This is a genomic window from Rhizobium sp. NPDC092011, assembly GCF_044756305.1.
Taxonomy (GTDB): Bacteria; Pseudomonadota; Alphaproteobacteria; order Rhizobiales; family Rhizobiaceae; genus Rhizobium.
Window position 1 is genome coordinate 87,997 of the sequence record NZ_JBIVSO010000011.1, and the last position, 17,132, is coordinate 105,128.

Here is a 17,132-nt window from a genome sequence, read left to right on the forward strand (position 1 = left end):
GATGCGCGTCCTTGTCAAAGGGGCCGGCGTTGCCGGCCTCACGGTCGCCCGCGAACTTGCCGTTCGCGGGGTTGATGTAACCGTTCTGGATCCACACGCGAACTTCGATCAGGCCGCCTCCTGGCTCGCCGGCGGTATGCTGGCCCCGTGGTGCGAACGGGAAAGCGCCGATGAGGCCGTGCTCAAGCGCGGCCTCGATGCCGCCGACCGATGGGAGGCGATCCTGCCGGGCCAAGTGGTGCGCAACGGGACCCTCGTCCTCGCATCGACACGCGATCAGAACGAACTCAAGCGATTCGCCACCCGGACCACCGGCTACCGCTGGGTCGACGAAAGCGAAATCGCCGTTCTCGAACCCGCACTTATCGGCCGGTTCAGACACGGATTGTTCTTTGCGGACGAGGCTCATCTCGATCCTCGCCGCGCGCTGCTTGGCTTGAAAGCACAGCTTCGGGCAAAGGGTATCGCTTTTGTCGCCGCTGATGCGAGCGAAGACGATTTCTCCGAGATCGTCGATTGCACGGGTGCGGCTCGAATCGGACAGGCTCACGACCTGCGTGGTGTCCGCGGCGAAATGCTATATCTGCAAACCGAAGAAATCGCGCTCGCCAGGCCGGTCCGCCTGCTGCATCCGCGCGTTCCCGTCTATATCGTCCCGCGCGGCGGCGGTCTCTTCATGGTCGGCGCAACGATGATCGAGACCGACTTCGACGGGCCGATCACGGCGCGATCCCTGATGGAACTGCTGAATGCCGCCTATGCTCTGCATCCGGCCTTCGCCGAGGCCACCGTGATCGAAACCGGCGCGGGCATCCGTCCCGCCTTTCCCGACAATTTCCCGCGCGTGACCCGAGAAGGGAAGACCACCGCCCTCAACGGCCTTTATCGCCATGGCTTCCTGTTGGCGCCGACAATAGCCGTCGAAGTTGCCGATCTCGTCCTTTCCGGGCAGTCAGACCAGAGGAGCTCCAAATGCGCCTAATCATCAACGGCGAAGCTCAAACCATCGAAGCAGCCACGCTTTCACAGCTTCTGGCCTTGCTCGACTACGAGAACGATTGGCTCGCGACGGCCGTCAACGGCGAACTCGTCCATCGGGAAGATCGCAACGACCATGCCTTGAACGACAATGACAAGATCGAAATCCTCACACCGATGCAGGGAGGCTGAACCATGCTCGATTTCTATGGTAGCAAAATCGAATCGCGCCTTCTCCTCGGCACCGCACGCTACCCCTCGCCTTTGATTCTTGCCGAAGCGGTCAGGCGATCGGGCACGGAAATCGTCACCGTGTCACTCCGGCGCGAAGCGGCCGGCGGTCGCAATGGCGGAGCATTCTTCGACATGATCCGTCAACTCGGCGTTCGCGTGCTGCCCAACACAGCCGGCTGTCATGGCGTCTCGGAAGCGGTCCTGACCGCAAAGATGGCTCGTGAGGTATTCCAGACCAACTGGATCAAGCTTGAGGTGATCGGCAATCACGACACGCTGCAGCCGGATGTCTTTGCACTGGTCGAAGCCGCGCGGATCCTTTTAAGCGAAGGCTTTGAGGTCTTTCCCTATACGACGGACGATCTGGTCGTGGCCGAACGATTGATCGAGGCCGGATGCAAGGTCCTTATGCCCTGGTGCGCTCCCATCGGAACGGCAGCAGGGCCGCTCAATCTTTCGGCCCTTCGCTCCATGCGGGCGCATTTTCCCGAAGTGCCGCTGATCGTCGATGCCGGCATCGGACGACCCTCGCACGCGACAACCGTCATGGAACTGGGCTTCGATGCGGTGCTTTTGAACACCGCCGTCGCTGGCGCCGGCGATCCGGCTGCCATGGCAGAAGCATTTGCCGGGGCTATCGATGCCGGCAGGCGAGCCTTCGGCGCGGGCCTGCTGGAGCCGCGCGACATGGCGGTGCCGTCAACTCCCGTCATCGGAAGGGCGGTGTTTGCGTGACGCTTGATCCATTCTACCTGATCGTCGATAGTGCTGCCTGGATCGAACGGCTGGTGCCGCTTGGCGTAAAGCTTGTGCAACTACGGATCAAGGACCGCCCTTCTTCGGAAATCCGGGCGGATATACGCCGGGCAAAGGCCGTCTGTGCAGCAAACGGATGCCAATTGGTCATCAATGATTATTGGCAATTGGCGATAGAAGAAGGCTGCGATTTCCTCCATCTCGGCCAGGAGGATCTAGCGGTGGCAGATCTCGGCGCCATCCGAGCAGCGGGACTGAAGCTCGGAGTTTCGACGCATGACGATGCGGAACTGCAAACGGCGCTTGCAGCCTGCCCCGACTACATCGCGCTTGGACCAATCTATCCTACCATTCTGAAGGCCATGTCCTGGGCGCCCCAGGGGCTCGAACGTATCGGCGCATGGAAAGCCCGCATCGGCAATATCCCGCTTGTCGCGATTGGCGGCCTGACCGTGGAGCGAATCTCCGGAGTGTTCGAGAACGGTGCCGACTGCGCCGCCGTCGTGACCGACATAACGCGCAATCCTGCCCCCGAATCACGGACGCTGGAATGGCTGGAATCGACTCGCAAACACGTTTCAGCGAGCTGACCCATTGCGAAATCACCGGCAAAAGCGCAGGATTTCCAGAGTTTGGCGCCGATGAACGGCTCATTCATTAAATATTCAGCCGAACATAATCATGCTCTAAACGTTGAATAGACAGCTCGCGCATTCGCTGAGCATGAAGACTGCTTTGGAGGTAGTCATGATAAAGAAAAAAATTCTAACGGCTTTGCTGGCCGTAACGGTGATCGGCAGCGCGCTCGCTCCCGCCACCTACGCACAGGCACAGTATTACGACGGCCGTGGCCCCTATCGCGGCGACTGGCGCGGACATGACGACTGGCGTCGCCATCATCGTCACAACAATGGCGCGGCAATCGCCGGCGGCGTGGCTGCGGGCCTGATCGGCGGCCTTATCGTCGGCGGCGCTCTTTCCAACCGGGGTCCGGTCTATGAAGAGCCGCCTCCGCCGCCGAGATGCTGGTTCGAGAACCAAGCGGTTCAGAACCAGTATGATGACGGTTACCATTACGAGCGCATGCGCGTCTGCAACTAAGCTGGCAACGCAGCATATGCACAGCCAGACGTTTCGTCTGACGAAAGATCTAGAATTGCCGGCGGTAGAACCCGCCGGCAATTTTGTTTGGGCAGCCGCCGGATCACCAGCGATTTGCTCGCCTAAAGACCGTGCGTTCTCGGATAGGCGTTGCGCTCGGGAAAATCCCGACCGACAAGCTTCTCCGCATCGGGGCGCCAGATTTCGATACCCAGCGGATAGCACGGCGCAGCATCGCTGGAATGACCGCTGCCGCAATCGCCGCCGGGACAGGCCGAAAGAGCGCCCAGTAGGTCGATTTCCGCAAAGAACTCGATGAAATCACCCGGCCGCACCGGGCTTGCCTTCATGAAATACTGATGGGTATCGCGGGTGAACCCCGTGCACATGAAGACATTCAGCACATCATGAACATGCATTTCCGCGTCCCGCACAGGAATCTTCATCTCTGACGCAAGCGCGCGAGACAGGTTCGAATGGCAGCAATGGTGATAATCATCGCCCTTGAGCAGGCGATTGGTATAGGGATCGCATCGCGTGCCGATGACATCATGGACGCCGGCTCCATCCACATCCCAGCCATACCAGCCGAGTGTGTCGTGGGTAATCGTCGCCATCGGGCGCAGATAGGGCAAGCTGCTCCATAGCCGATCGCCGACGCCGACATGCGTGGCATGAAGCGCGCGGGTCTTGCCGCTGAAGAAGCGCTCCGAGAGATCGTCGGCGTTCCATAAATTGAGGTCGCCGACCTGCGACCCTTCCATGCTGACAATGCGGAAAAAGTGCCCCTTCGGCACCCGGAAGCTGGCAGCATCCCGGGGCGACACGATGATCTCGGCAACCTTGATCATGCTTTGCCTTGCCGCCTGGAGGATATCCATGTTCACCGGCGGCAACGTTTCATTCGGATAGACGACAACCGCCGGCTTGCTGCGACGCTCCTCGGCATCGGCCGGAGCTGAGGCTGGCATGGTATGGGCTTTCTGCATCAAGGTCACACTGTCCTTCGCGGTGCCCGCGATCTCGGGCGGCAAATTCGCTTACACTGTAGCCGGATCGAGACAATGCACAACGCTCTTTGCTCTTGCGCTTTGGCCAAGTCATACTTAGCCTTGGTGGATGCGCCCTATTCCCTACGCCTCCCTCCGCGCCTTCGAGATGGCCGTACGCCACGAAAGCTTCGCCAGGGCCGCGGTCGAACTCAATCAGACCGCCGCCGGGATAAGCCAGCATGTGCGGGTGATAGAGACCTGGCTCGGCGTTACCTTGTTTACGCGCCATGCGCGTGGCGTAACCGTAACGGCTGCTGGCCGTGAATTCGGAGCGGCCGTGGCCAGCGGCCTTGCGCATATCGAGAGCGCCGCGCAGCAGTTGCGGCGCGAAAACCAGGAACGACCGGTCAGCGTTGCGTGCATTGCATCGGTTGCGACGCGCTGGCTGATACCTCTATTGCCGGAATTCAGAAAAAAGTACCCGGATATCCGCATCAACATCGTCTATGCGCTCGACGCAAAAACGCCGGAAGCCGCAAGCGTCGACCTGTTGATCCGTCACGGAACGAAGCCGGATGCTGAAGCGACTGCCCTTTTGAGCGCCGAGACACGTCCCGTCTGTTCGGCGGAATTCAAACGCCAACATGGGCCGTTCGATACGCCGATCGATTTGCACAATGCCGACCTGCTGCATGATGAGACGAGGTCTGCCTGGACGCGTTGGTTTGCGCTTCATAATGTCCACAAACCTCTCAAACCCAGCCCGGTCTTTGCCGATTTCAGCTTGATGATCGGATCCGTTATCGGCGCGCAGGGTGTTGGCCTCTGCCCCATTTCCCTGATTTCCGAAGAGCTTGCCGCGGGAACATTGATCACCCTGTTCGATTCGTCCCTCGACACCGACAAGGCCTATTGGTTGATCCAGACCACCCAGCTTTCCCGGGAGGCGGAGACATTCCGCAACTGGCTCGTTGCCATGAGCGGCAACCCACTTTCTTTGCAGCGTTCGTGAAAATTTGCGCCTTTGAATCTGCGACTTCATCCCTAGAAGAATGCCGTCCGACCCATCACCCTCCTATCGCCCTAAGGGCCAGACCGCGCGAGCGAATATCCACAAGCGAGGCGGCATCAGCCCGCCGAGATAGATGGAAACTATCGATTCTTTCTGATTTATCTATTTTGCTTATTGCGGCGCACGCACTATGTTGCGGCGCGAAATACAACTGTCCAAACATTGCAAGGGTACCATGTCCGTTCTCAATACCGCCGTTAAGCCGTTCAAAGCCCAGGCCTTCAAGCAGGGAAAATTCGTCGAAGTCACAGAAGCTGACATCGCAGGCAAGTGGGCGGTTTTCTTCTTCTATCCGGCCGACTTCACCTTCGTCTGCCCGACCGAACTTGGCGACGTCGCCGACCACTATTCCGAGCTTCAGCGTCTCGGCGTCGAAGTGTTTTCGGTCTCGACCGACACGCATTTCACCCACAAGGCCTGGCATGACAGCTCCGAGACCATCGGCAAAATCCAGTATGCCATGATCGGCGACCCCACAGGCGCAATCACGCGCAACTTCGACGTCATGCGCGAAGCCGAAGGCCTTGCTGACCGCGGCACCTTCGTTGTCGATCCGGACGGCGTCATTCAGGCCATGGAAATCACCGCAGAAGGCATCGGCCGCAACGCCGTCGATCTCTTGCGCCGCATCAAGGCCGCTCAGTATGTTCGCTCGCATCCGGGCGAAGTTTGCCCGGCAAAGTGGGAAGAAGGCGAAAAGACGCTCGCTCCCTCGCTGCAACTCGTCGGCAAGATCTGATCTGAGAACCATTGGCCTTCCCTGAAACAGGGGAAGGCCACCCCAATAAATACGCGAGCCCTTACGTCTGCCGTATCAGGCAGGTGACGAATTCCCATTTCCTGCAGGAGACATATCGATGCTTGACGACGCGCTGAAAAGCCAATTGAAGGCCTATCTGGAGAAGGTCGTGCGTCCGATCGAGATCCGCGCCAATGTCAACGACAGCGCCAAGTCAGCGGAAATGGTAGCGCTTCTGAAAGACGTCGTTGATCTCTCAGACAAGATTACCCTTGCCGAACAGCGCGATGGCGGCGAGCGAGCGCCCTCCTTCGCATTGACGAGCCCCGGCCACGATATCAACCTGCGTTTTGCCGGCATCCCCCTCGGTCACGAGTTCACCTCCCTCGTCCTTGCATTGCTGCAGACCGGAGGCCACCCGCCCCGCGTGGAGCAGGCGATCCTCGACCAGATCCGCGATCTTGAGGGCGAATTCCGCTTCGAGACCTACTTCTCGCTATCCTGCCAGAACTGCCCCGATGTCGTGCAGGCATTGAACCTGATGTCCATCCTCAACCCGCGGATCAGCCATGTCGCGATCGACGGCGCCGTCTTCCCGAAGGAAGTCGCCGACCGACAGGTCATGTCCGTGCCGACCATCTATCTGAATGGTGAGGTTTTCGGACAGGGCCGCATGGAGGTCGAGCAGATCATCGCCAAGCTCGATACGGGTGCCGTCAAGCGCGCCGCCGAGAGGCTGAAGACGCTGGAAACCTTCGACGTCCTCGTCGTGGGCGGTGGGCCGGCCGGTGCCGCTTCGGCAATCTATGCCGCCCGCAAGGGCATCCGCACCGGCGTCGTTGCCGAACGCTTCGGCGGCCAGGTGCTCGACACCATGGCAATCGAGAATTTCATTTCGGTTCCACATACCGAAGGGCCGGCTTTTGCCACTGCGCTTGAGACGCATGTGAAGGACTATCCGGTCGAGATCATGAACCTGCAGCATGCGCGGAAGCTCGTCCGCCACGGCGATCTCTTCGAGGTCGAGCTGGAAAGCGGCGCAACGCTGAAATCCCGTTCCGTCATCCTCTCGACGGGCGCGCGCTGGCGCCAGATGGGCGTACCGGGCGAAGAGCTTTATCGCAACAAGGGCGTCGCCTATTGCCCGCATTGCGATGGCCCGTTGTTCAAGGGTAAAAGCGTTGCCGTCATTGGCGGCGGGAATTCCGGCGTCGAGGCGGCGATCGATCTTGCCGGCATCGTCAAGCATGTCACGCTCATTGAATTCGACGGCAAGCTCCGCGCCGACGATGTGTTGCAGCGAAAGCTGCGCAGCCTTGCCAACGTCGACATCATTCTGTCGGCCAAGACGACGGAGGTTTTGGGCGACGGCAGCAAGGTTACCGGCCTTGCCTATGAGGATCGCGCGAAGGGCAATACGCACACTCTGACGCTCGACGGTATCTTTGTGCAGATCGGACTGCTGCCGAACACCGAATGGCTGAAGGGCACGATCGCCCTTTCGGCTCGCGGCGAAATCGAGATCGACCATCACGGCCAGACATCGATCCCAGGCGTGTTTGCGGCCGGCGATTGCACGACGGTCCCCTACAAGCAGATCGTCATTGCTCTCGGTGAAGGCGCGAAGGCTTCGCTTGCGGCCTTCGACTACCTGATCCGCACGTCGGCGCCAGACGAAGAAGAAGCCAAAGCCGCCTGATGAGACGAGGCGTCTCATGACATTGAGAGAACTGGAATATCTCGTCGCGCTCGCCAAGTATCGCCATTTTGGCCGCGCGGCCGAGGCATGCCTGGTGAGCCAGCCGACGTTGTCGGCCCAAATCCGCAAACTCGAGGCCGAGCTTGGCACGCCTCTTGTCGAGCGCGATTCCCGCTCTGTCATGTTGACTGACTTCGGCAAGGATGCAGTTGAACGGGCGACGCGAATTCTAGCCGATGTTCGCCAATTGAAAAATGCTGCGCTTTTGCGACAGAATCCGGAACTGGGCGTGTTGCGCCTAGGCGTCTTTCCGACACTCGGCCCTTATCTCCTGCCGCATGTCGTGCCTCCAATCCATGAACGTTTCCCCGAGCTTGAACTGCTACTCGTCGAAGAAAAAAGCAGTACGCTGCTTTCGCGTCTGCGGAGCGGTGAGCTAGATGCCGCGCTCCTTGCTCTTCCCGTTGATGCCGATCAATTGCAGACCGAGCTCCTCTTCGAGGAGCCGTTCCTTCTCGCAGTTCCGAAGAAACATCCGCTGGCCGAGCGCAACAGTATCGGAATGGACGACCTCAGTCGCTATGATCTGATGCTACTGGAAGAGGGCCATTGTCTGCGCGAACACGCGCTCGACGTCTGCCGGCTCTCCGGCGCGGGACATCGATCCTCTTTTCAGGCAACAAGCCTGGAGACCTTGCGTCTCATGGTCGGCACCAATGTTGGTGTCACTTTGCTGCCGACGCTGGCAACCGTCGGCCCCATGGGGTCATCGGACACGATACGGCTGCTGTCGTTCGAAGACGGCAATCCGACGCGCCGGATCGGCCTTTGCTGGCGCAAGAGCGCCCCGACCGGCACTCTGCTTGCACAGCTCGCCGAAATCTTCCGCTCGACAGCACAGCAGCTTTTACAGGTCGGAAAAACAGGCACCTAGCAACAAGGGCATTCGACGGACAATCAGCCCGGACACGGTCAATGGCGCTGCGAACCAGCGCCAGCTAGGTACATGCACGTCGGAAGAGAGGCCCGGTGATCAGCCGAAGCGGGCGATCAGGAAATCGATGGCGCTGCGCAGCATCGCCGTCGGGCGCCTATCTGGCGCATAGACCAAATGCATCGGCGTCGGCTTGTAAGACCAATCCGGCAGCACGAGCTCCAGCCGGCCCGCATCGAGATCAGCGGCCAGCAGCAGCTCCGGCTGCAGCACGATCCCCGCTCCGTTCAGGGCCGCGACGCGCAGCGCTGCGCCCTGATTCGTGGTGAACCGACCTTTTATCGTAATTTCTCTTACTTCATCCCCCGGACCAACCAGATGCCAGCGCCCCTGCAGGCGCCAATAGGAATGGCCGAGGCACATGTGATTGACGAGATCTTCCGGAATTTGCGGCCGGCCGTGATGATCAAGATAGTCAGGCGATGCCGCCAGAATGCGCCGATAAGGTTTCAGCGGGCGGGCGACCAAACTGGTATCCGTCAGGTCCCCGATGTGGATGCCCAGTTCGTAACCCTCGCCGATCATGTCGTGGAGATTGTTGTCGAGAGCCAGATCGACGCTAACATCCAGATTCTGATGCAGGTACTCGACAAGAGCCGGCACAAGACTTTGCGTTCCGAAGCTGACCGGGGCAACGACCCGAAGCCGGCCGCGCGGCGCCGCTTGCAGCTCCGAGGCCGACGCCTCTGCCAGTTCGACCTCGGCCAGCACTGTCTTGCAGCGCTCGTAATAAAGCCTGCCGACCTCGGTCATCTGGTGACGGCGGGTGGTGCGGTGAAGCAACCGCGCGCCGAGCCGTTGCTCTATCGTCCCGATATGCTTGGCAACCATTGTCGCCGATACCTGGCTGATCTCGGCGGCGGCGGCAAAACTGCCATGCTCGACCACGCGCACGAACATCGCCATGCCAGCCAATTTGTCCACGATTGCATACCTATAGGTTTGGAATGAAGCAATCGGAAGCCTATTTATCACCCCGTGGTTTTGCAAGATAGTTCGGGGTGCCAAACAACTGGCGACATTCTCTCAAGGAGTTACCATGCCCATCTTGCGCTTGGAAATGCATCCCGGCCGCACACAGGACCAGAAGCGCGCCTTCGTTCGCGAGGCGACCAAGGCCGCCGCCGAAACGCTGGCGTGCCCGCCGGAATCGGTGGAAATCATCATTACCGAGATTTCGAAGGATTCCTGGGCGACAGCGGGCAAGCTGAAATCGGATAGCTAAGACAATCCGGCAAAACCATTGCCAAGCCTGACGGTCAGAGCTCGATCGTCAGGCAGAATCTGGCGCCAGACGCTGACGTCCCCACGCCTCGGCCCAATCCATCAACCGGGCCAGTTCCTGCTTGAGGGAATAGGAGCGAAGGATCTCGGCAGCGTGATCGATATTCGTGCGAGGATTGTAAAACTCATCGATCTCCTTGCCGCTTTCCCGCCTGGCCGCTTCGAGGCGAGACTTCACATCCTCTACTTCGACTTTGACAGCAAAGTACTGCTTCATGACCTCGACAAGGTCGCGGTCGCTTGCATTCATTTCCATTCATACTCCACCTTACTAATTTTAGCTCCCGGCAATGATCCGATTCGGATGGCGAAATCTAGATCATTGCCTCGCTGACGGGATGGGTATCGGCGATCAAAGCCAAACTCACACGCTGCATTTCAAAGTGGAATACCGCAGCTTGCCCAAGGCGCATCGCGACCTTCAGACGCGCTCTCGGCGCTATGGGTGCTCAATTTTGCGCATGCCGCGCAAAACCCAGCATTTTGCGCGATATGCCCTAGGACCAGTTTTCCTTCACCGACTGCATCACCACATTGGTGGAGGTGCTCGCGACGAAAGGCAGGCTGGAGATCTTCTCTCCCAGGACGATGCGATAGCGCCGGATATCAGAAGTACGCACCTTCAAGAGATAGTCGAAACGTCCGGCAATCATGTGACACTCCTCAATCTCCTTGATCTTCTTGATGGCATTGTTGAAGCTGAGCAAAGCCTCCTCGCGCGTGTCCGTCAGCTTCACTTCTGCAAAGGCGACATGGTCGAGGCCAAGCTTGATCGGATTGAGCACGGCCTTGAACCCGTCAATATATCCGGAGTCGATCAGCTTTTTCAGCCGTGCCTGGCATGGCGTCTTGGAAAGACCGACCCGCTCGGAAAGCTCGGTGATAGACATGCGGCCATCCTCGACCAGGGCATCGAGGATCTTTTGATCGAACTGGTCGATTTCACTGGATTTGATCATCTGCGTAGGCATTCCTATTTGAAATGGAGTAATTTGAAGTTCAATATGACTGGAAAGCCGCAGTTTCAAGGCGGAACGCTTTCCCGGAATGAAGTATGTTCTCGTCGAAGCAACGGGGAGGACCGGAAAAGGCGAAAACATCGCGCCTGCCTGGTTATCGGGACCCTTGCATTTTGAGGTTATCATGACTGTCTCTGCCCAGCTCGCCACCGAAGAACCAGCTCCAGACGCTGCCCCATTCCAGCAATTTGCGCCCCCGATCCAGCATCAGAGCCCGCTTCGAAAGGCGATCACCGCAGCCTATCGGCGCCCCGAGACCGAATGCCTCCCCATGCTGGTCGAGGCCGCCACGCTACCGGACACCGTTCGCGACGCGGCGAAGAAAACCGCCAAGACACTGATCGAGGCACTGCGCGCCAAGCACAAGGGCGACGGCGTCGAAGGGTTGGTGCAGGAATACTCGCTTTCGAGCCAGGAAGGCGTCGCGCTCATGTGCCTTGCCGAGGCCCTGCTGCGCATCCCCGATACCGCAACCCGCGACGCGCTGATCCGCGACAAGATCGCCGGTGGCGATTGGAGGTCGCATCTGGGCGGTGGTCGCTCGATGTTCGTCAATGCCGCGACATGGGGTCTGGTCGTCACCGGCAAACTGACATCGACCGTAAACGAAAGCGGCCTTTCCGCCTCGTTGACCCGACTGATCGCGCGCTGCGGCGAGCCGGTTATCCGTCGCGGTGTCGACATGGCCATGCGCATGATGGGCGAGCAGTTCGTCACCGGCGAAACGATCGACGAGGCGCTGAAGCGCGCCCGCTCGCTCGAGGCGAAGGGCTTCCGTTATTCCTACGACATGCTCGGCGAAGCAGCGACCACACATGCGGACGCCGAACGGTACTACCGCGACTACGAGACCGCCATTCATGCGATCGGCAAGGCGTCTGCCGGCCGTGGTATCTACGAAGGCCCCGGCATCTCGATCAAGCTCTCCGCGCTGCACCCCCGCTACTCGCGCTCGCAGGTCGACCGCGTCATGGGCGAACTCCTGCCGAAGGTGAAGGCGCTCGCGCTGATTTCCAAGCAGTATAATATCGGCCTCAACATCGATGCCGAAGAGGCCGACCGGCTGGAATTGTCGCTCGATCTGCTCGAAGCGCTTTGCCTTGATCCTCAGCTCGCCGGCTGGGATGGCATCGGCTTCGTCGTGCAGGCCTATGGCAAGCGCTGCCCCTTCGTCCTCGATTTCATCATCGATCTTGCCCGCCGCTCCGGTCACCGCCTGATGGTGCGCCTCGTCAAGGGTGCCTATTGGGACGCCGAGATCAAGCGCGCGCAGCTGGACGGCCTCGAAGGCTTCCCTGTCTACACCCGCAAGATCTACACCGACGTTTCCTATGTGGCCTGCGCCAAGAAGCTGCTCTCGGCAACCGACGTCATCTTCCCGCAGTTTGCCACCCACAACGCCCAGACCCTGGCGACGATCTACCAGATGGCCGGCAACGATTTCTCGGTCGGCAAGTATGAGTTCCAATGCCTGCACGGCATGGGCGAGCCGCTCTATGAAGAGGTCGTCGGCGCCAAGAATCTGGACCGTCCGTGCCGCATCTACGCGCCCGTCGGCACCCATGAGACCCTGCTCGCCTATCTCGTCCGCCGCCTGCTGGAAAACGGCGCAAATTCATCCTTCGTCAACAAGATTGCTGATCCCGCCGTTTCCATTGCCGATCTGATCGCCGATCCCGTCGACGTTGTGCGCGCCATGCCTGTGATGGGCGCTCAGCACGACAAGATTTCTCTTCCCGCCGACCTGTTCGAGGGTAAGCGGCAGAATTCCGCCGGCATCGATCTGTCGAACGAAATGGCCCTTGCCGATCTTTCCGGCCAGCTGCACGTTTCCGCCGCCAAGGGCTGGATCGCCAAACCGCTGCTTGCCGATGGTTCCGAGCGTGGCGAGACGCGCCCCATTCTCAATCCTGCAGACCATTCCGACATCGTTGGCCAGGTTGCAGAACTCGATCCCAATGATGCGGCCGACGTGATGCGTCTTGCCGCGGGCGCCGCCGCCTCCTGGGCATCCGTTAGCCCGGATGCGCGCGCGACGATCCTGGAACGCGCCGCTGACATGATGCAGGGCGAGATGCCCTTGCTTGTGGGCTTGACGATCCGCGAAGCGGGCAAATCTGCCGCCAACGCCGTCGGTGAGGTCCGCGAAGCCATCGATTTCCTGCGCTATTACGCAACACAGGCTCGCAAGGTACTATCGACCGAGAGCATCCCGCTCGGCCCGGTCGTCTGCATCAGCCCGTGGAACTTCCCGCTGGCGATCTTCGCCGGTCAGGTTGCCGCAGCTCTCGTCGCAGGCAACCCGGTCGTCGCCAAGCCGGCCGGCAATACGCCGCTGATCGCAGCCCAAGGCGTTCGCATCCTGCATGAAGCCGGCATCCCGCAAGATGTCCTCCAGTTCGTGCCGGGCAGCGGCAGAATGGGCGCCGCACTGGTCGGTGCGCCTGAAACCGCCGGCGTCATGTTTACCGGCTCGACGGAAGTTGCCCGCCTGATCCAGGCGCAGCTTGCCGAACGCCTGTCGAAATACGGCAAGCCCATCCCGTTGATTGCCGAAACCGGTGGCCAGAACGGCATGATCGTCGACTCATCGGCTCTCGCCGAGCAGGTCGTCGGCGACGTTATCGCCTCCGCCTTCGATAGCGCCGGACAGCGCTGCTCTGCCCTGCGCGTGCTGTGCCTGCAGGAAGAAGTGGCCGACCGTACGCTGACCATGTTGCGCGGCGCACTTCGCGAACTTTCGGTCGGCCGCACCGACAAGCTCGCCATTGATATCGGACCTGTTATCGACGACAGCGCCAAACGCGGCATCGATGAGCACATCGAGCGCATGCGCAAGCTCGGCTGCTCCGTGGAACAACTCGACCTCCCCGCCAGCGCTGCAAAGGGCACATTCGTTGCCCCCACCATCATCGAGCTGAAGAAGCTGAGCGACCTCAAGCGCGAAGTCTTCGGCCCCGTGCTCCATATCATCCGCTACAAGCGCAAGGGGCTCGACAAGCTGATTGACGACGTCAACGCATCCGGTTATGGCCTGACCTTCGGTCTGCATACCAGGCTTGACGATACGATTGCCCATGTCACCAGCCGTGTGAAGGCGGGCAACCTCTACGTCAACCGCAACATCATCGGCGCCGTTGTCGGCGTTCAGCCCTTCGGTGGCCGCGGCCTTTCCGGCACCGGCCCCAAGGCGGGCGGTCCGATGTATCTGCGCCGCCTCGTCGTCTCCTCGACCGAGCCGTTGCGCGACGCGAGCGTCCAGACCGATCCAGCTGCGCAGCAGTATCTCAGCTGGCTCGACAGCAACGGTGCCGCCGGGGCTGCCAAGCAGGCCAAGGCTCTTGCCGGCCAGTCCTCCCTCGGCTTCAACGTCGAGCTTCCAGGCCCGGTTGGTGAGTTGAACCTTTATGCCCTGCATCCGCGTGGGCGGGTCCTGCTTGTTCCGCAGACCGCACTCGGCCTGCAGGTCCAGCTCGCCGCCGCTCTTGCGACGGGCAATTCGATCACCATCGACGCCGCCTCGGGCTTGCAGAACGAGCTTCGGAACCTACCGTCTACGGTTGCGAGCCGCATTTCCTGGTCGAAGGACTGGGCGGTCGACGGGCCGTTCGCCGGCGCCCTCATCGAGGGGGATGCCGAAAGGGTCAAGCAAACCATCAAGGCGATCGCCGCGCTCCCCGGCCCGTTGGTTCTCACCCAGGCCGCCTCAAGCGATGAGATCGCCAACAAGGCCGATGCTTATTGCCTGAACTGGCTGCTGGAAGAGGTGACCACCTCAATCAACACGGCCGCAGCCGGCGGCAATGCGAGCCTGATGACGATCGGGTAATACCGAACATATTCCCATAATGGATGTCGGCCGGGCGAGTATCGCTCCGGCCGACAACTTCCTAAGCATGCCTGCGACGACGATATCGTCGCCGCATCGGATCACGCCGCCTTGTTGATGCGCACGGGAATGGACTTGTAAGACGGCGTGCCGCTTTCCTTGTCCTGGTAGTCGATCGGGATCAGGCAATTGGCTTCGGGATAGTAGGCCGCGACCGAGCCCTCCGAAATATCGTAGGAAATCGCCGTCAGCTGCAGCAGCCGCTTCGCGCCGGAAGGCAACGCTGTTTCGATCTCGACGAGATCGCCATGCTCCAATCCGTTGGCGTGCAGATCCTTGTCGTTCATGAACAGCACGTCACGGCGGCCAAAGACACCGCGATAGCGGTCGTCGAGACCGTAGATCGTGGTATTGTACTGATCATGGCTGCGAATAGTCGCAAGCTTGAGGATGTTGCCGTCAGAAAGCAGGATATCCTCATTCAGACCTGAGAACAGTTTGAACTCGGCCTTGCCCGAAGGCGTATGCCAGATGCGTTCCGTCGGCCCAAGCGGCAGGCGAAAGCCGCCAGGCACGCGGATGCGCTCGTTGTAATTCGCAAAGTCGGGATAGACGATTTCGATCTTGTCGCGGATCAGATCGTAATCGGTGACGAGTTCCATCCAGCCGACCTTGCTATCGGGCAAACTCGCCTGTGCCATGGCGGCAACGATGGCCGGCTCAGAGCGTAATTCGTCGGAGGCCGGCTTCAGGCGGCCGCGCGAGGCGTGCACCATCGACATGGAGTCCTCGATCGTCACCGATTGGGCTCCGGTTGCCTGAATATCCTGCTCGGTGCGGCCAAGCACGGGAAACAGGAAAGACTCCTTGCCGATGAGCAGGTTCGAACGATTGAGCTTGGTGTTCAGGTGAACGGCCAGATCGAGCTTGCGCATACCCTCGGCGCATAGCTCGGGATCGGGGAGTGCAATCGAGAAGTTGCCGCCGAGGCAGATCAATACCTTGGAGCGCCCCTCCGCCATCGCCTGCATGGCGGCGACGGCATCATGGCCGTGATGGGCGGGTGATTTGAAGCCGAAAGCGCGGTCAATGCCCTCGATCAACGCAGCGTTCGGCTTTTCGGTGATCCCGACGGTGCGGTTGCCCTGCACGTTGGAGTGACCGCGCAATGGGCAGATACCGGCGCCGGGCTTGCCGAAATTGCCGCGCAACAACAGCAGATTGGCGATCTGCTGCACGTTGGCCGTCCCCTTGGCATGTTGGGTAATGCCCATGCCGTAGGCCACGATCGTCGCCTTGGATTTGACATAGGCCGCGGCAACGCGTTCCAGATCGATCCGAGGCAGGCCGGAGACGCGCTCGATATCAGCCCATTCCGTCTGTTCCAGATCGGCAACGAGCGCCTCGAAGCCTGTCGTATGTTCGGCGATGAAGGCATGATCGAGCACGTCTTCGGAGGTCTCGGCAAGCGCAAGTACCGCCTTCATGATGCCTTTCAGCGCCGCCGCATCACCACCGATCCTGACTTGATAATAGGAGGAAGCAATCCGCGTCGAACCGAAGGTGCCCATTTCGATCGGGTTCTGCGGATCGGCAAAACGCTCGAGCGCCCGTTCCTTCAGCGGGTTGAAGACGATGATCGGGACGCCTCGACGCGAACACTCATGGAGAGTACCCATCATGCGCGGATGGTTGGTGCCCGGATTATGCCCCATGGAGATGATGAGATCGCATTCGTCGAAGTCGTCGAGCGATACCGTGCCCTTGCCGATGCCGATCGATTGCGGCAGGCCGACACTGGTCGCCTCGTGGCACATGTTCGAGCAATCGGGAAAATTGTTGGTGCCATATTCGCGGGCGAAAATCTGGAAAAGAAAGGCTGCTTCATTGGAGGCGCGACCAGACGTATAGAATTCGACCATATCCGGATCGGGCACGCTGCGCATGACTTCGCCGATGCGGGCAAAAGCATCCTCCCAGGCGACGGGTCGATAGGTATCGGTCGCTTGATCATAGACCATCGGATGGGTCAGCCGACCGGAATTTTCGAGCTCGTAATCGCTCCATGTCAGGAGTTCGCTGACGGTGTGCTCGGCGAAGAATTCGGGCGTGACGCGCTTGTTCGTCGCTTCCCAGGTGACGGCCTTGGCGCCATTTTCGCAGAACTGGAACGTGGAGGTATGTTCCTTGTCCGGCCATGCGCAGCCGGGACAATCGAAACCTGCAGGCTTGTTCGTGCGGAAAAGAAGGCCAGGCGCCTCCGTGATGTCCATCTGCTCGCGCACCGCATTGGCGGTCGCTTTCAAGGCCCCCCAACCGCCTGCCGGGCTGTTATATGGGCGGATGCCCGGGACTTCACGTTTCTTCGCCATCGCAAGCTCCTTTGGTTACCAAGACTTCCTCCCAAAGGTCGGGCTTACAAGAAATAGGCTCGT

At 60.1% G+C, this 17,132-nt stretch carries 16 protein-coding genes; 11 read left to right on the forward strand and 5 right to left on the reverse strand.

Translation table 11 applies throughout. The annotated features are described in order from the left end of the window. The first annotated feature begins 1 nt into the window (after position 1). From thiO to ACIQJ2_RS29940, 5 genes are all read left to right on the forward strand, one after another. Positions 2-982, forward strand: coding sequence for a glycine oxidase ThiO (gene thiO / locus ACIQJ2_RS29920; RefSeq protein ID WP_400673943.1), 981 nt, complete (start codon positions 2-4; stop codon positions 980-982). Continuing rightward, positions 973-1,170 (forward strand): sulfur carrier protein ThiS, encoded by a 198-nt coding sequence (thiS, locus tag ACIQJ2_RS29925; protein WP_400673940.1) that lies wholly within the window; start codon positions 973-975, stop codon positions 1,168-1,170. The genes thiO and thiS overlap by 10 nt, the downstream gene beginning before the upstream one ends. Positions 1,171-1,173: 3 nt before the next feature. Next, on the forward strand, positions 1,174-1,947 hold the full coding sequence (locus ACIQJ2_RS29930; protein WP_400673937.1) for a thiazole synthase: 774 nt from the start codon (positions 1,174-1,176) through the stop codon (positions 1,945-1,947). Continuing rightward, positions 1,944-2,558 (forward strand): thiamine phosphate synthase, encoded by a 615-nt coding sequence (locus tag ACIQJ2_RS29935; RefSeq protein WP_400673934.1) that lies wholly within the window; start codon positions 1,944-1,946, stop codon positions 2,556-2,558. The genes ACIQJ2_RS29930 and ACIQJ2_RS29935 overlap by 4 nt, the downstream gene beginning before the upstream one ends. Before the next feature lie 157 nt (positions 2,559-2,715). Next, positions 2,716-3,069: a hypothetical protein gene (locus ACIQJ2_RS29940; RefSeq protein ID WP_400673932.1), complete on the forward strand. Its 354-nt coding sequence runs from the start codon at positions 2,716-2,718 to the stop codon at positions 3,067-3,069. Positions 3,070-3,191: 122 nt separating this feature from the next. Here ACIQJ2_RS29940 and ACIQJ2_RS29945 read toward each other — a convergent pair whose 3' ends face one another. After that, positions 3,192-4,040 (reverse strand): urea carboxylase-associated family protein, encoded by an 849-nt coding sequence (locus tag ACIQJ2_RS29945; RefSeq protein ID WP_400673929.1) that lies wholly within the window; start codon positions 4,038-4,040, stop codon positions 3,192-3,194. 148 nt (positions 4,041-4,188) lie between these two features. Here ACIQJ2_RS29945 and ACIQJ2_RS29950 point away from each other — a divergent pair, with 148 nt between their 5' ends. From ACIQJ2_RS29950 to ACIQJ2_RS29965, 4 genes are all read left to right on the forward strand, one after another. After that, a complete protein-coding gene (locus ACIQJ2_RS29950; protein WP_400673927.1) occupies positions 4,189-5,073 on the forward strand; it encodes a LysR substrate-binding domain-containing protein in 885 nt (294 codons plus the stop codon). A gap of 235 nt (positions 5,074-5,308) precedes the next feature. Then, a complete protein-coding gene (ahpC, locus tag ACIQJ2_RS29955; protein ID WP_184706761.1) occupies positions 5,309-5,872 on the forward strand; it encodes an alkyl hydroperoxide reductase subunit C in 564 nt (187 codons plus the stop codon). A 118-nt stretch (positions 5,873-5,990) separates the two neighbouring features. Continuing rightward, entirely contained in the window at positions 5,991-7,571 is a 1,581-nt protein-coding gene (gene ahpF / locus ACIQJ2_RS29960; RefSeq protein WP_400673922.1) for an alkyl hydroperoxide reductase subunit F, read from the forward strand. A gap of 16 nt (positions 7,572-7,587) precedes the next feature. Beyond that, a complete protein-coding gene (locus ACIQJ2_RS29965) occupies positions 7,588-8,505 on the forward strand; it encodes a LysR substrate-binding domain-containing protein (RefSeq protein WP_400673919.1) in 918 nt (305 codons plus the stop codon). A 99-nt stretch (positions 8,506-8,604) separates the two neighbouring features. Here ACIQJ2_RS29965 and ACIQJ2_RS29970 read toward each other — a convergent pair whose 3' ends face one another. After that, complete coding sequence (locus ACIQJ2_RS29970; RefSeq protein WP_400673916.1) at positions 8,605-9,489, reverse strand: LysR substrate-binding domain-containing protein; 885 nt, start codon at positions 9,487-9,489, stop codon at positions 8,605-8,607. 115 nt (positions 9,490-9,604) lie between these two features. Here ACIQJ2_RS29970 and ACIQJ2_RS29975 point away from each other — a divergent pair, with 115 nt between their 5' ends. After that, positions 9,605-9,790, forward strand: a complete 186-nt coding sequence (locus ACIQJ2_RS29975; protein WP_199149983.1) for a 4-oxalocrotonate tautomerase — start codon at positions 9,605-9,607, stop codon at positions 9,788-9,790. Positions 9,791-9,838: 48 nt separating this feature from the next. On the opposite strand, the gene ACIQJ2_RS29980 is transcribed toward ACIQJ2_RS29975, so the two are convergent. Together ACIQJ2_RS29980 and ACIQJ2_RS29985 are read right to left on the reverse strand one after the other, a co-directional pair. Continuing rightward, positions 9,839-10,105, reverse strand: coding sequence for a hypothetical protein (locus ACIQJ2_RS29980; RefSeq protein WP_199149982.1), 267 nt, complete (start codon positions 10,103-10,105; stop codon positions 9,839-9,841). A 241-nt stretch (positions 10,106-10,346) separates the two neighbouring features. Further along, the gene (locus tag ACIQJ2_RS29985) at positions 10,347-10,808 is read right to left on the reverse strand and encodes an Lrp/AsnC family transcriptional regulator (RefSeq protein WP_168813940.1); all 462 of its coding nucleotides are present in this window, start codon (positions 10,806-10,808) and stop codon (positions 10,347-10,349) included. Positions 10,809-10,992: 184 nt separating this feature from the next. Between ACIQJ2_RS29985 and putA the strand changes: the two genes are divergently transcribed. Further along, a complete protein-coding gene (putA, locus tag ACIQJ2_RS29990) occupies positions 10,993-14,697 on the forward strand; it encodes a trifunctional transcriptional regulator/proline dehydrogenase/L-glutamate gamma-semialdehyde dehydrogenase (protein WP_400673912.1) in 3,705 nt (1,234 codons plus the stop codon). A gap of 101 nt (positions 14,698-14,798) precedes the next feature. Here the strand turns inward: putA and ACIQJ2_RS29995 are convergent, their stop codons facing one another. Next, positions 14,799-17,069: an FdhF/YdeP family oxidoreductase gene (locus ACIQJ2_RS29995; RefSeq protein ID WP_400673909.1), complete on the reverse strand. Its 2,271-nt coding sequence runs from the start codon at positions 17,067-17,069 to the stop codon at positions 14,799-14,801. Positions 17,070-17,132: the final 63 nt, after the last annotated feature.

Excerpts from the sequence above, each read along its gene's own strand:
- ACIQJ2_RS29995 (WP_400673909.1), bottom strand. The coding sequence starts at position 17,069 with ATGGCGAAGAAACGTGAAGTCCCGGGCATCCGCCCATATAACAGCCCG.
- ACIQJ2_RS29945 (WP_400673929.1), bottom strand. The coding sequence starts at position 4,040 with ATGCCAGCCTCAGCTCCGGCCGATGCCGAGGAGCGTCGCAGCAAGCCG.
- ACIQJ2_RS29975 (WP_199149983.1), top strand. The coding sequence starts at position 9,605 with ATGCCCATCTTGCGCTTGGAAATGCATCCCGGCCGCACACAGGACCAG.
- ahpC (WP_184706761.1), top strand. The coding sequence starts at position 5,309 with ATGTCCGTTCTCAATACCGCCGTTAAGCCGTTCAAAGCCCAGGCCTTC.
- thiS (WP_400673940.1), top strand. The coding sequence starts at position 973 with ATGCGCCTAATCATCAACGGCGAAGCTCAAACCATCGAAGCAGCCACG.
- thiO (WP_400673943.1), top strand. The coding sequence starts at position 2 with ATGCGCGTCCTTGTCAAAGGGGCCGGCGTTGCCGGCCTCACGGTCGCC.
- ahpF (WP_400673922.1), top strand. The coding sequence starts at position 5,991 with ATGCTTGACGACGCGCTGAAAAGCCAATTGAAGGCCTATCTGGAGAAG.
- ACIQJ2_RS29930 (WP_400673937.1), top strand. The coding sequence starts at position 1,174 with ATGCTCGATTTCTATGGTAGCAAAATCGAATCGCGCCTTCTCCTCGGC.
- putA (WP_400673912.1), top strand. The coding sequence starts at position 10,993 with ATGACTGTCTCTGCCCAGCTCGCCACCGAAGAACCAGCTCCAGACGCT.
- ACIQJ2_RS29965 (WP_400673919.1), top strand. The coding sequence starts at position 7,588 with ATGACATTGAGAGAACTGGAATATCTCGTCGCGCTCGCCAAGTATCGC.
- ACIQJ2_RS29950 (WP_400673927.1), top strand. The coding sequence starts at position 4,189 with ATGCGCCCTATTCCCTACGCCTCCCTCCGCGCCTTCGAGATGGCCGTA.
- ACIQJ2_RS29980 (WP_199149982.1), bottom strand. The coding sequence starts at position 10,105 with ATGGAAATGAATGCAAGCGACCGCGACCTTGTCGAGGTCATGAAGCAG.
- ACIQJ2_RS29985 (WP_168813940.1), bottom strand. The coding sequence starts at position 10,808 with ATGATCAAATCCAGTGAAATCGACCAGTTCGATCAAAAGATCCTCGAT.
- ACIQJ2_RS29940 (WP_400673932.1), top strand. The coding sequence starts at position 2,716 with ATGATAAAGAAAAAAATTCTAACGGCTTTGCTGGCCGTAACGGTGATC.